Consider the following 13,556-nt stretch of genomic DNA (forward strand, 5'->3'; position numbering starts at 1 on the left):
GAAGACTGGGCGTCGTGACCGAGCGGCTGATCGTGGTCGGCGGGGACGCCGCCGGGATGGCGGCGGCCTCCCAGGCCCGTCGCCGCCGGGGCGTCGACGACCTGGAGATCGTGGCGTTCGAGCGGGGGCACTTCACGTCGTACTCGGCGTGCGGCATCCCGTACTGGATCAGCGGGCTGGTCGAGGAGCGGGACGCGCTGATCGCCCGCGACCCGGCCACCTTCCGCGACGACTTCGCCATCGACGTGCGGCTGCGTACCGAGGTCACCGGCATCGACCTCGACCGCCGGGAGGTCACCGCCCGCCGGCTCGACGACGGCGGCGAGGTGCGCGAACGGTTCGACACCCTGATGTACGCCACCGGCTCGGTCCCCAACCTGCCGGACTGGGCGACCGGTGACGTCGACGGCATCTTCGGCATCCAGACGCTGGACGACGCGGCGGGACTGCGCGGCTGGCTGGACGCCACCCCCGCCCCCCGCCGCGCCGTGGTGGTCGGCGGCGGCTACATCGGGGTGGAGATGGCCGAGGCGCTGATCCAGCGCGGGCTCGCGGTCACCCTGGTCGAGCGGGGCGAGCAGCCGATGGCCACGGTCGACGAGGACATGGCCGGCCTGGCCGCCGAGGCTATTCGCGGCCTGGGCGTCGAGATCCGTACCGGCACCACGGTGAGCGGGGTCGAGCAGCGCGACGGCCGGGTGTCCGCGGTGCTCACCCCGGCCGGCCCGGTGCCGGCCGACGTCGTGGTCCTCGGCCTGGGCGTACGCCCCAACACCGCGCTCGCCGCCGCCGCCGGCTTCCCGCTCGGCCCCACCGGCGGGGTACGGGTGGACCGGCGGATGCGGGTGGCCGGGGTGCCCGGCGTCTGGGCGGCCGGCGACTGCGTGGAGACCCTGCACCGGGTCACCGGCATGTCGGTGCACATCCCCCTCGGCACCCACGCCAACAAGCAGGGCCGGGTCGCCGGGATCAACATCGGCGGCGGGTACGCCACCTTCCCCGGGGTGATCGGCACCGCCGTGACGAAGGTCTGCGACCTGGAGGTGGGGCGTACCGGGCTGCGGGAGCGGGACGCCACGGCGGCCGGGTTCGAGTTCGTCTCGGTGATCGCCGAGTCGACGAACCGGGCCGGCTACTACCCGGGGGCCGAGCCGATGACGGTGAAGCTGATCGCCGAGCGACCCACCGGGCGGCTGCTCGGCGCACAGATCGTCGGCCGCTCCGAGGCGGCAAAGCGGATCGACGCGCTGGCCGTGGCGTTGTGGAACGAGATGACGGTGGACGAGATGACCGCCCTCGACCTGGGCTACGCGCCGCCGTTCGCGCCGGTCTGGGACCCGGTGCTGATCGCCGCCCGCAAGGCCGTCGACGCCCTCGGTCGCTGACCCACCACCTCCTCTGTGGAGAGTTCTTGTCGCCGGGGCGGCAAGAACTCTCCACGATCGCCACAATGGGCGGGTGGAGCTTCCGGCGGGGTTGTCGTGGGTGCGGCAGCGGCCGGACGGGCGGGAGTGGCTGGCGGCGTTGCCCCGATGGCGGGACGAGTGCGCACAGCAGTGGTCGCTGCGGCTCGGCCCACCCTTCCCGGATGCGTTCGCCTCGCTGGCCATGCCGGCCGACCTGCCCGACGGCACCCCGGCGGTGCTGAAGTTGCAGTACCCGGACCCGGACAGCCGGCACGAGGCCGACGCGTTGGCGCACTGGGACGGCGAGGCGGCGGTCCGGCTGCTCGCCCACGACCCGCAGCGGCGGGCGCTGCTGGTGGAGCGGTGCCGACCCGGTTCACCCCTGCACGAGCTCGCCTGCGACGAGGCGGTGGACGTGGTGGCCGACCTGCTGCCCCGGCTCTGGCGGCGGGCGCCCGGGCCGTTCATCCCGCTCGCCGAGGAGGCCACCGGCTGGCGGCACCGGCTGCCCGAGAAGTGGGAACGGGCCGGCCGGCCCTACGAGCGACGGCTGGTCGACGCGGCCCTCGACCGGCTCGCCTGGTTGATCGACAGTCAGGGCGAGCAGGTGCTGGTCAACCAGGACCTGCACGCCGGCAACGTGCTGCGGGCGACCCGCGAACCGTGGCTGGTGATCGACCCGAAGCCACTGCTGGGCGAGCGGGAGTTCGCGGTGGTGCCGATCGTGCGCGGCGTCGAGCTGGGGCACTCCCCCGAGGCGGTACGGCGGCGGCTCGACCGGATCAGCGGCGCGCTCGGGCTGGACCGGGAGCGGGTGGCCGGCTGGACGGTCGCGCACTGCCTCGCCTGGAGCCTGGACGGCGACACGGTCTTCACCCCCCAGGTCGAGGTGGCCCGCTGGCTGGTCGACGGCCACTGAGTCAGGGTTGGCAGGTGGGGCACCAGTAGAGGTTGCGGCCGGCCAGCCCGCCCCGGCTGACCGGGCTGCCGCAGACGTGGCACGGGGCACCGTCGCGGCGGTAGACGTACACCTCGCCGCCGTGCCGGTCGACCCGCGCCGGGCGGCCCATCGCCTCGGGCAGGTGGCCGTCGCGGACGGTGTCGATCCGACCGCGCGCCACCGCCAGGGTCATCAGCGCCACCAGGTCGGCCCAGAGCGCCGCCCAGCCGACCGGGGTGAGCTGCCGGCCGGGCACCGTCGGCCGCAGGCCGGCCCGGAACAGGGCCTCGGTCACGAAGATCAGGCCGGTGCCCGCGACCACCGACTGGTCCAGCAGCAGCGCGGCGAGCGGGGTGGCACTGCGCCGGATCCGGGCGTACGCACGGTCGGGGTCGGCGTCGGCGCGCAGCGGGTCCGGGCCGAGCCGGCCGCGTAGCGCCGCCACCTCGGGCGGGGTGAGCAGTTCACAGGCGGTGGGTCCGCGCAGTTCGAGCCAGTGCCGGTCACTGGCCAGCCGTAACCGGATCTGCCCCACCGGCACCGGCGGCTCACCGTCCCCGTCGGTGAACCTGCCGTACAGGCCCAGGTGGACGTGCAGGGTCCGCTCGTCGGCGTGGTGGTGCAGCAGATGCTTGCCGTACGCCTCGGTGCGGTCGAGGACGGTGCCGGAGATCAGGGCGGCGCCCTCGGTGAAGCGGCCCTGCGGGCTGCTGGCGGTGACCTTGTCGCCGGCGAACAGCTCGGCGTGCCGGGCCGCCAGCCGGTGGATGGTGTGTCCCTCTGGCACGGGTGCCAAGGGTAGTCAGGCGGCCGGGCCCCACCGACGCCGGTGCCACGGCCCGCCGATCGGAGTGTGGTCGATCGACGCGCGGGGTACGTACCGGTCGTTCCCGCGTGGCGGCCACCGGCCCTTCCGAGGGCTCCACGCATCGACAAGGAGGTGTAGTGGTGAACGTTCCTTCGCTCCTGCGACGCCGTACGGCGCAGGACAGCAACGGTGACGGGGTGGTCGACGCGCGCGACGGGCAGCCGGTGGTGACCGACCGGGACGCCGACCGGGCGACGTACCGCAGCGGGTCGCTGGCCACCGACGACGAGCGCGACGCCGACGCGGCGCGACGCACCGCCGAGCGCGACGCCGACGCGGGCGGGGTCGGCGGCCGACCGACCGGCGAACGCACCGTGGACGCCGGGCCTGACGCCGACGCCGAGCGGCGGGCGGCGGAGCGCGGCGCGCTGGCGCGGGCGGCGACCGCCCGCAGCGCCGTCGACGGCACGCGGAGCGCCGCTGCCGCCCGGCCCTCGACCGTCGACGACGAGCCGCGCACGCCGACCGACCCGATCCGGGTCGCCGACGCCGGCCCGGTCCGCACCGCACCGCGCCCGGTGGACGCCGACCGCCCGACCGACCGGGACCGGAGGACGCCCGTCGACCCGACGACGCCCACCGCCGGCGTCGCCACCCGCCCCGCCGACCGGGACCGGGTGGCCGCCGACGAGGCCCGCCCGGAACCGCCGGTGGTGGCCGGTCCGAAGCCGAGGGCCAGCCTGCTCGCCACCCTCGGCCTGATCGTCTCGGTGGTGGGCGCGGCGTTCGTACTCACCGGCTCCCTGGCCGGGTACGGCATCGCGCTCGGCGCGCTCGGCGCGGTCTTCTCGGTGCTGGGCCTGATGGCGACCCGGCGTCGGCACGTGGCCGGCACGACGGACGCGCTGATCGGCGTGCTGGTCGGCCTGGCCGCGGTGGTGCTGGGCGTGCTCGCCTTCACCGGCCAGTTCGACTGGCCGACCACCGACGGCGACTGGGTGGCCCGGTTCCGGGAGTGGCTTGACTCACAGTTTGTGGACCGGTTCTGACGGGCACATTTGATCTCGCCGGCGGTTCGCCGGCGACGTTGGACCAGCCGGTTCGCCGGCACCGCCCGACCAGTCTGGTGGTTCACCAGCCGGGCACCCCATCGTTCGGTGGCAGCGGTTCGCCGCCACCGATGCGCACAGGGGCCGTCACCTCCGCTGAGGTGACGGCCCCTTCGCTGTGCGCTGCCACGCAACGGATCGCCGCCGCGCTCGGGCCACACGCAACGAACCACTGTCGTACGCAAGCCTCGGTGGTGGTTGTCGCACACCCGGGCCGCATACCGTTGACCCACGGCGCCAGCCCGTGGGCCACGGAGGCCGGGCGCGCCCGACCCCAGGAGCAGGACAATGACGATGGACGCCACCAGCCAGCGCTTCCTGATGTGCCGGCCGACGTACTTCGCCGTCGACTACGCCATCAACCCGTGGATGGACCCGACCGCACCGGTCGACACCGCGCTGGCGATCCGGCAGTGGGAGCAACTGCGCCGCACCTACCTCGACCTCGGCCACACCGTCGAGCTGATCGACCCGGTCGCCGGCCTGCCGGACATGGTCTTCGCCGCCAACGGCGGCACGGTCATCGGGGACCGCGCGATGGCGGTGCAGTTCCGCGACCCGCAGCGCGCCGACGAGGCCCCCGCCTACCGGGCCTGGTTCGAGGCCGCCGGCTTCGAGGTGTACGACCCGAAGCACGTCAACGAGGGCGAGGGCGACGTCCTGCTGGTCGGTGACCACCTGCTCGCCGGCACCGGGTTCCGCACCGCGCACGCCTCGCACGCCCAGTTGCAGGAGGTGTTCGGTCACCCGGTGCTCACCATGCAGCTGGTCGACCCGCGCTTCTACCACCTGGACACCGCGCTGACCGTCCTCGACGAGCGGACCGTGGCGTACCTGCCGGAGGCGTTCTCCCCCGGCAGCCGGGCGGTGCTGCGCCGGCTCTACCCGGACGCGGTCCACGCCACCATGGCCGACGCCGAGGTGCTCGGCCTCAACGCGGTCAGCGACGGCCGGCACGTGGTGCTGCCCGCGCAGGCCACCGGGCTGGCCGCCAAACTGCGCGACCGGGGTTACCAGACCATCGGTGTCGACCTGTCCGAGCTGCGCAAGGCCGGCGGCGGACCGAAGTGCTGCACGTTGCGACTCCGTCAGGGAGAGGCGAGCCAATGATCGAGGACATGTTGCGGACCCCGTCCGCCGTCCGGGACGCGGAGCGGTACACCGCGCACAACTACCACCCGCTGCCGGTGGTGATCTCCTCCGCCGAGGGCGCCTGGCTCACCGACGTGGACGGCCGTCGCTACCTCGACTGCCTGGCCGGCTACTCGGCGCTGAACTTCGGCCACCGGCACCCCACCCTGGTCCGGGCCGCCCACGAGCAGCTCGACCGGCTCACCCTCACCAGCCGGGCGTTCATCCACGACCAGTTCGCCGACTTCTGCCGGGAGCTGGCGGCGCTCTGCGGCAAGGATCTGGTGCTGCCGATGAACACCGGCGCCGAGGCGGTGGAGACCGGCATCAAGGTGGCCCGCAAGTGGGGCTACCAGGTCAAGGGGGTCGCCCCGGGGCAGGCCAACATCATCGTGGCCGACGGTAACTTCCACGGCCGCACCACCACCATCGTCAGCTTCTCCACCGACTCCGACGCCCGCGCCGACTTCGGGCCGTACACGCCGGGGTTCACCGTGGTGCCCTACGGCGACCTGGCGGCGCTGGAGGCGGCGATCGACGGGAACACCGTCGCCGTGCTGTTGGAGCCGATCCAGGGCGAGCAGGGCGTGGTGCTGCCGCCGGCGGGTTACCTGCCGGGCGTGCGCCGGGTCTGCACCGAGAACGACGTGCTGTTCATCGCCGACGAGATCCAGTCCGGGCTGGGCCGGACCGGGCGTACCTTCGCCTGCGAGCACGAGGACGTCGTGCCGGACCTGTACCTGCTGGGTAAGGCGCTCGGCGGCGGCATCGTGCCGGTCTCCGCCGTGGCCGCGGACGCGGACGTGCTCGGGGTGCTCCGGCCGGGCCAGCACGGCTCGACCTTCGGCGGCAACCCGCTCGCGTGCGCGGTCGCCACCGAGGTGGTCCGGCTGCTGGCCACCGGCGACTTCCAGCGCCGCTCCGCCGAGCTGGGCGAACGGCTGCGGGCCGGGCTGGAGGGGCTGCTCGGCAAGGGTCTGGTGGCGGTGCGGGTGCGCGGCCTGTGGGCCGGGGTGGACATCGACCCGGCGCTGATGACCGGACGCCAGGCGTGCGAGCGGCTGATGGCCCGTGGGGTGCTGGCCAAGGACACCCACGGCTCGACCATCCGGCTGGCCCCGCCGCTGGTGATCACCCCCGACGAGATCGACCACGCGGTGGCTCAGCTCGCCGCCGTGCTGGCCGGCTGACCCCGTACCACGAGCAGGGTGCCGGGACCGCGATGGTCCCGGCACCCTTGCGCCGGTGCGTCGCTCTCAGCCCGCGCGCAGCGGTCGGCCCACCTCGTGCAGATGCGCCAGCCCCTGCCGGTACGACTCGATCAGCCCGGTCTCCGTGTACGAGATGCCCTGCTCGGCGCAGTACGCCTTGACCAGCGGCTGGGCCCGGCGCAGGTTGCCCCGGGGCATGTTCGGGAACAGGTGGTGCTCGATCTGGTAGTTCAGACCGCCCAGCGCCAGGTCGACCAACCAGCTGCCGGACACGTTGCGCGACGTGAGCACCTGCTTACGCAGGTAGTCGAGGTCGTCCTCGTCGGTGGGCATCAGCATGCCCTTGTGGTTGGGGGCGAACGCGCACCCCATGTAGAAACCCCAGAGCCCCTGGTGTACGGCGGCGAAGAGCAGCGCCTTCACCGGCGACATCACCGCCAACAGCAGACCGACATAGCCGACGGCGTGCACCACGAGCAGCGATGCCTCTATCGCCCGGTGTCGCATCGGCACCCGCCACCTGCCGTCGGACTCCCGGCCGATGATCGCCTGGATGCTCGCCACGTGCAGCGCCAGCCCTTCCAGCAGGAGCAGCGGGAAGAACAGCCACGCCTGCCGGCGGGCCATCCACCGGCCCAGGCCCCGGGTCGCCATCACCTGCTCGTGCGTCCAGACCAGCGCGCCCGCGCCGACGTCGGGATCCTCGTCGGCGTGGTTGGGGTTGGCGTGGTGCCGGTTGTGCTTGTCCACCCACCAGCCGTAGCTGAGCCCCACGGCGAGATTGCCGGCGATCAGGCCGGCCGCCTCGCTGGGCCCGCGTCGGCGGAACATCTGCCGGTGCCCGGCGTCGTGCCCGAGGAACGCCACCTGGGTGGTGGCCACCGCCATCGCGACCGCCAGCGGCAGCTGCCACCAGGAGTCACCGACCACCGCCACCAGCACCCAACCGGCCAGGAAGGCACCCAGGGTTCCTACGATTCGGACCGTGTACCGGCTGGGTCGTCGATCCAACAGTCCCGCTTCAGCGACCCGGCGGGACAGGCGCGCGTAGTCGCTGCCCCGCCCGGTGGTCGACGCTGCCAACGTCGATGAGCTCATGTGATGTCGCCTCCGGCGTCGTGGGCCACACGCGGTGTGCGACCCCTCCGTCACCATCCTGGCGGCATTGGTGTCACGGGGCGATCCTGCCAGACCCCGATTCCGGGGTGGTGATACCCCTACGGGACCGGGATCGACGGAACACCGCCGGGCGGAGGCACGACGGCGGACGTCGGGACCGTCGTCCTGACGCCCGCCGTGCTGGCCACGCCCGCAGCGGTGGCCGGATCAGTTGCGGGGCAGTCGCATCGCCATGGTGGGGGCCTCGGCCATCACCGAGGTCGGGGTAAACGCCGCGCCGGTGGGCAGTTCCCGGGCCCGGCCGACCTGCACCCCGGGGTAGAGCTCCACCATGTCCGCGCCGCCGAGCACCCGGGACTGGTTCGGGGCCAGCGGGACGCGCTCCGCCTCGGCCATCGAGCCGTTCGGCCGGATACCGGAGCCGTTGGTGCTCACGTCGGTGACGATCACCTCGCCGACCCGCAGCTCGAACCGGACGTGAGCCCGGCTGATCCAGCGCCGCGTCTCGTCGTTGAGCCACTGGCCGAGCATCACGCCGCCGGGCTCCTCGGGCGCCCGGCCGACCACCACCGGCTGGTCCTCGGTGAGCACGAAGCGGCGGCGGATCAGGCCACCGATCCGGACCGCCAGCACCTCGCTACGCGGGCGCGGCCCGGCGTCGGAGAGCCGGGCACCGTGCCGGGGGCAGGTCGGCACCCCCTGCCGCAGGGCCGGTGGCGGCTGGCCGGCCGGGGCGCGGTCCACCCGGGCCAGGTCGGCGAACGCCCCGCCGCCCCCACCACCGCCGAAGAGCGCGCAACCCGGCTCCGGGCACCGCCACTGCCGGGCGAGCAGCTGCCCACCGACCGGGGAGCGGTCCCCCTCGACCGGGGTGTGCCCGCCACCGACGTGCGCGACGAAGGCCGGGCCGCCGGCACCGGGCACCGGGGCGACCACCCGCCCCGGCTGCTCCACCAGCCACGGGAACCGACCACGCAAGCCGTCGAAGCGGACCCGGCTGACCACCGGCAGGCCGAGCAGGTCGGCCACCTCCAGCATCCGGTCACCCGGGTTGTCGAGCACCTCGACCAGTCCGTCGTCGGCCCACCGGCGGACCACCATCCGTTCGTTGGAGGTGAGGTCGGCGTCGGAGAGCAGCGCCCGGTGCACGATCGCGTAGACCGGGACACTGTCCTCGGCCAGCTCGCGGGAGAGGGCGTCGATCACCATGCCGAGCCGCAGCAGGCTGGCCGGACGGCCACCGTCGAGATCCTGGTAGCGGATCACCTCGGCCAGGTCCAGCACCGCTCGGGCCAGGGACGGGTCGGTGCAGACCCGCCCCTCGATGGCGTCCAGCACCTTGCTGATCTCGAATCTCATCGCGCGCTCCGGAGGATCTCGTCGCTCTGCCGGGCCGCCACCGCCGGCCCGACCAGCACCTGCGCGCCGGTCGGCGGTGGGCAGGCGCTGCCTTGGCACGACCCTACCGGTGGACGGCTCAGCCCATCCGGCCCACCGCCGCCCGCAGCCGGGTCACGTCCCGTCGACGCCGCTCGTAGGTGGCCGCGAGCGTGATCAACGTCAGCCCGCCGACGGCCAGGTAGATCCAGCGGGGCAGCAGGTCCCAGCCCCGGACGAGTTCGTGCAGCGCGAGCAGGACGAGGCTGCCACCACCGAGCACCACCGGCGCCTGCCAGCGCCGGACCGCCCCGACCAGCACCACGCCCAGCGCGGCACCGCCCAGCAGCAGTCGCCGCCAGGGCTGCGGGTCCGGGGCCACCAGCACCGACACCAGGCTGGGCAGCAGCCCGGCGGCGAGCCCGGGACCGAGCGCCAGCCAACTGGTCAACCCGGGCCGGGTGCGCAGCGCCAGCAGGCCGGCCACCAGCGTCAGCCCGGCCGCCGGCAGGGTGTACGCCTCCAGCAGCACGACCTCGCCGCTGATCAGCAGCAGCCACGCCCCGAGCAGTTCACTGCCACCGGCCACCGCCCCGAAGGCCCACCGCCGGCCGGCCGGCTGACCCGGGTACAGCACCCGCAGCGCGGCGGCGGCCCCCCAGAGCACGCAGATCGCCGCCGCGTGTCGGATCGCACCGACGGTGAGCAGCAGGGCGAGCACCGCCACCGCCTGCGCGGCAGCCTCCAACGCCCGTACGGTGAGTGAGCCGCGCCGGGCCAGCAGGGGTGCGCCGAGCAACACCGCCACCGCCACCACGAGCACCGGGAAACCGGCCGTCCGGGTCGGCAGGCCGGCGGCCAGGGGTGCGGTGAGCGCGAAGCAGGTGGCCGCCGCGACCGTGGTCAGGCAGCCGAGCAGCCGTACCCCGGGCCGCCGGCCGACCGTGCCGATCACCGCCGTCACGATCACCAGCAGCGCCAGCCCGGCCAACGTGCCGGCCCGGGTGGCGAGCAGCCCGACCAGACCGAAGACGGTCCACAGCAGACCGATCGGAGTGGTGACCGGCACCAGCAGCGCCCCGCCACCTGTCCGACCCGGCATCGCCCCACCGGCGACCGGTGCGGCCCCAGCCCCGGGAGCAGCCGGACCGGAAGGCGCGGCGGGGGCCGCCGGCACGGTGTGCCCGCCCGGGGCGGTGTGCCCGGCGACGGGCGGGGCGGTCACGCGTGGATCGATCACGGCCGGCCCGGTCCCGCCGGAGCCGGCGAGGGCGGCGGTGAGCAGCGCCGCGCTGCCGATGAGCAGGACCACCGCCGGCACCACCGGCCAGGGTGCGGGGCCGGCGAGCAGCAGCACGGGCAGCGCCGCCGCCCCGAACGGCAGCGCGCCCACGGCCGCCCCGGACCGCCGGCCGGTGTGCCGGTGGCCGAGCAGCGCGGCGGTGAGGGCCAGGACCAGCAGCGCCACCCCGACCACCAGGGCACCGGCCGGGCCGTCCCCCGTCGGCACCCCGGACCACGGCCGGACCGGCCCACCGTAGGGGGCGACCAGCGCGGCGAGGGTCACCGCAGCGGCGGCGACCAGGGCCAGGCCGGCCAGCCCGACGCCGACCACCCGGCCGGGCGTCACCGCCGCGGTACGCCGGTCGGCCAGCACCAGCACCCCGACCGCCAATGCGGCATAGAGCGCCAACGACTCCCCACCGGGTACGACAGTCGGCGTGACCACGGCGGCGAGCGCCACGGCGAGCGCGGTGCCGGCGTACCCGTCGAGGTCGGGGCGGCGGCGACGCAGCACGAGGAGCGGAACCAGCAGCAGCGCGGCGGCGGCGAACCCGGCCCGCAACTGCCACCAGGCCGGCGACCCGGCGGCCCGCAGCGCGACCGCCGTGCCGGCCGGCACGGTGAGCAGGGCGACCGACAGCGCGACCCCGGCGACCCGGCCCGCGACGGCGTTCGCCGGGCGGGCGGGCAGCGCCACCGCCAGTCCGACGAGCAGCACCACCCCGAGCGCCGCCAGCATCCCCACCGGGTCCGCCGCCGCCACCAGCAGCCCGTGCCCGAACAGCACGGCGGCACCCGACGCACCGACCAGCACGGTCGAGGTGCGACGGCACCGCAGCACCGCGAGCGGCAGCAGCGCGGCCCCGACGACCAGGTCGACCGCGAGGGTGGCCGGCCACGGGGTGACCGTCACCGCCGGCAGCGCGGCGGCGGTGACCACCACCCCCAGCAGCACGGTCACCGGACGGGCCGCCCTCGGCAGCAACAGCAGGCCGGCCCCGGTGGTGAGCAGGGCGACGAGCGGGAGTTGCCAGCCCCAGGCGAGATCAGGACCGGCATCGGCCCCCTGCCAAGCAGGCAGTGACCGGCCCACCGCGAGCACCGCGAGGGCTCCGGTGGCGAGCACGGCCACCTGGGCCGAACCGGCCGCGACCAGCAACGCGCCGACCCGGGGGCCGGTGCGGTGCCGCTGCGGCAGCAGCCGGACGGCACCGGCCAGGCCGGCCGTGACCAGACCGGCGGCGAGCAGCAGGAACCCGGCCCGCAGCTCGGCCACCGGCCGCAGCGCGGCAGTGGCCAGCAGCGGCACCAGCAGCCCCGCGGTGAGCTGGCGGAACACCCGGACACCCGAGACCCGGGCCGCACCGGCCAGGACCAGACCGACGAGCAGCAGCGGCAGGCCGGCGAGCAGGGGCTGCCCACCGGCCCGGCCCAGGGCCAGCGGCACCAGCGCGCAGCTCGCGGCGACCGTCGACGCGGCACCGAAGCCGAGCCAGCCGAGCACCCGGCCGGCGAGCACGGCGGTGACGCCGGCCGTCCCGGCGACCGGCCCCCCGCCGGCCGCCGGGACGGTGGTGGTGCCCGACCCCCCGGCGGGCACCACCACCCCTCCCCCCGGACCCGCAACGGCCGGAGCCGACCCGGGTGGCACCGCTCCGGCCGGCACCGGAGCAGCGGGATTCGGCCCGGCCGGCACCGGGCGGGTCTGTTCCGGCCCGGCCGGCACCGGGCCGGTCGGGCCGGTGGTCGCCGGGGCGGCAGCGGCCGCCGGAGCGACCGGGGCGGGCGACCGGTGGCGCAGCACCGCCACCACCGCGAGGTCGATCAGGGCCACCCCGAGGAAGACCAGCGTCCCACCGGTGGCACCGGGCCGGGACTCCGCCGCCGCCAGCGGCAGCACCGGTTGGACGACGAGCAGCGCCGCGAACCACGGCACGGTGAGCCGGCTGAGCAGGGCATAACCGGTCGCGACCGCCGCGCTGACCCCGGCGACCAGGGCGGCGTACCGGGTGCCCGGCCAGTCGGCGGTGCCGAGCAGGTTCACCGACCAGGCGGCGTACCCGTCGAGGACCACCAGCAGCAGGCCCACCGCGGCGAACGTCTCGGCGGTGCCGCGCAGGCCGCGCCACTTCGCCACCAGCGGCACCGCCAGGGCGAGCGCGGTGAACGCGGCCAGGATCAGCGCCCGGCCGGCCACCCCCACCGCCGACCAGGCGACCGCCGTGAAGACCACCGCCGCCGTACCGAGCAGAAGGCCACCGAGGACGAACAGCAGCCACTGGATCGTCCGGGTCGAGGTCTCCGGGCGGCCCGGCGTACCCTCCGCTGCCGGTGCGGTGCCGAACCCGGCCGGCGGCACGGACCCGCCGGCCGGGACGACGCCGCCGGGGCGCACCGGCGTCGCCGGGCGCGCGGACGGGACCACCGGGCGGCCGGCCGGCGCGACCGGATGAGCACCCGGCGCGACCGGGCGGACCGCGGGTGGGACCGGGCGGGCCACCGCACCGACCGGGGTCGGTGCGGGGATCTCGCGGCGGATCCGGGCCGCCAGTTCCGCCCGCTGGCGCTGCGCCGCGAGCAGTCGGGTGCCGAGCCCCTGGTACGCCTCCCGGGCCCGCTCCACCTCCCGGCCGAGCGAGACGATCTCCCGGTCCAGCCGGACCACCTGCGCGGCGGGCGGGTACGGCCCGAGCCCGCAACCGACGCACCCGCGGGTCAGCTCGGCGGGCGCACCGCAGCGGGGGCAGGGGTAACCGGTGTTCTCCACCCGGCCATCCTGCCGGTGGGCGGCAACCCCTGGCCAGAGTGCCCGTACCTAGGTACGGGTGGTCTCGTGCACCCAGATCGCGTACGCCGGGTCGCCGCTGTCCACCAGGGTGACCAGGATCTCCGGTATCTCGTAGGGATGGTTGGCCCGGATCTGGCCGACCAGCGCCGTCGCCCGGTCCGGCGCGGTCTTGAACTGCACCGACCACTCGGTGCTGGTCTCCACCCCGGCCCGCCACCAGTAGGTGCTGTCGACCTGGCCGCCGACCTGGGCGCAGGCCGCCAGCCGTCCGGCCACCGCGGCGGCCGCCATCAGGTCCGCGACGGACCGCGAGTCCACCACCGTCGTCACCACGCAGATCTGGTCCACCTGCGCACCCTACGTGGGAATGGCGTCGCAGCGGT

10 protein-coding genes are annotated in these 13,556 nt (G+C 75.3%); 5 read left to right on the forward strand and 5 right to left on the reverse strand.

Going from position 1 to position 13,556, the window contains the following annotated elements:
- Positions 1 to 14: 14 nt before the first annotated feature.
- The gene (locus GA0070216_RS07155; RefSeq protein ID WP_091241091.1) at positions 15 to 1,385 is read left to right on the forward strand and encodes an FAD-dependent oxidoreductase; all 1,371 of its coding nucleotides are present in this window, start codon (positions 15 to 17) and stop codon (positions 1,383 to 1,385) included.
- 73 nt (positions 1,386 to 1,458) lie between these two features.
- A complete protein-coding gene (locus tag GA0070216_RS07160) occupies positions 1,459 to 2,325 on the forward strand; it encodes an aminoglycoside phosphotransferase family protein (protein ID WP_091241095.1) in 867 nt (288 codons plus the stop codon).
- 1 nt (position 2,326) lies between these two features.
- Here GA0070216_RS07160 and GA0070216_RS07165 read toward each other — a convergent pair whose 3' ends face one another.
- On the reverse strand, positions 2,327 to 3,133 hold the full coding sequence (locus GA0070216_RS07165; protein ID WP_091241098.1) for an Fpg/Nei family DNA glycosylase: 807 nt from the start codon (positions 3,131 to 3,133) through the stop codon (positions 2,327 to 2,329).
- A gap of 161 nt (positions 3,134 to 3,294) precedes the next feature.
- On the opposite strand from GA0070216_RS07165, the gene GA0070216_RS07170 reads away from it, so the two are divergent.
- The 3 genes from GA0070216_RS07170 to rocD all read left to right on the forward strand — a co-directional run bounded on the left by GA0070216_RS07170 (position 3,295) and on the right by rocD (position 6,584).
- A complete protein-coding gene (locus GA0070216_RS07170; protein WP_245722356.1) occupies positions 3,295 to 4,203 on the forward strand; it encodes a DMT family transporter in 909 nt (302 codons plus the stop codon).
- 354 nt (positions 4,204 to 4,557) lie between these two features.
- Entirely contained in the window at positions 4,558 to 5,373 is an 816-nt protein-coding gene (gene ddaH / locus GA0070216_RS07175; RefSeq protein WP_176738892.1) for a dimethylargininase, read from the forward strand.
- Positions 5,370 to 6,584: an ornithine--oxo-acid transaminase gene (gene rocD / locus GA0070216_RS07180; protein WP_091241109.1), complete on the forward strand. Its 1,215-nt coding sequence runs from the start codon at positions 5,370 to 5,372 to the stop codon at positions 6,582 to 6,584. The genes ddaH and rocD overlap by 4 nt, the downstream gene beginning before the upstream one ends.
- Positions 6,585 to 6,650: 66 nt before the next feature.
- Here rocD and GA0070216_RS07185 read toward each other — a convergent pair whose 3' ends face one another.
- The 4 genes from GA0070216_RS07185 to cutA form a co-directional block, all read right to left on the reverse strand.
- Entirely contained in the window at positions 6,651 to 7,703 is a 1,053-nt protein-coding gene (locus GA0070216_RS07185) for a fatty acid desaturase family protein (RefSeq protein WP_091241113.1), read from the reverse strand.
- 228 nt (positions 7,704 to 7,931) lie between these two features.
- A complete protein-coding gene (locus GA0070216_RS07190) occupies positions 7,932 to 9,083 on the reverse strand; it encodes an FHA domain-containing protein (RefSeq protein WP_091241115.1) in 1,152 nt (383 codons plus the stop codon).
- Between the two features lie 118 nt (positions 9,084 to 9,201).
- Positions 9,202 to 13,152, reverse strand: a complete 3,951-nt coding sequence (locus GA0070216_RS07195) for an SCO7613 C-terminal domain-containing membrane protein (protein WP_091241118.1) — start codon at positions 13,150 to 13,152, stop codon at positions 9,202 to 9,204.
- A 48-nt stretch (positions 13,153 to 13,200) separates the two neighbouring features.
- Positions 13,201 to 13,521, reverse strand: a complete 321-nt coding sequence (gene cutA / locus GA0070216_RS07200) for a divalent-cation tolerance protein CutA (protein WP_091241121.1) — start codon at positions 13,519 to 13,521, stop codon at positions 13,201 to 13,203.
- Between the last annotated feature and the right edge of the window lie 35 nt (positions 13,522 to 13,556).

Source organism: Micromonospora matsumotoense (assembly GCF_900091525.1).
In the GTDB taxonomy this organism is placed as follows: domain Bacteria; phylum Actinomycetota; class Actinomycetes; order Mycobacteriales; family Micromonosporaceae; genus Micromonospora; species Micromonospora matsumotoensis.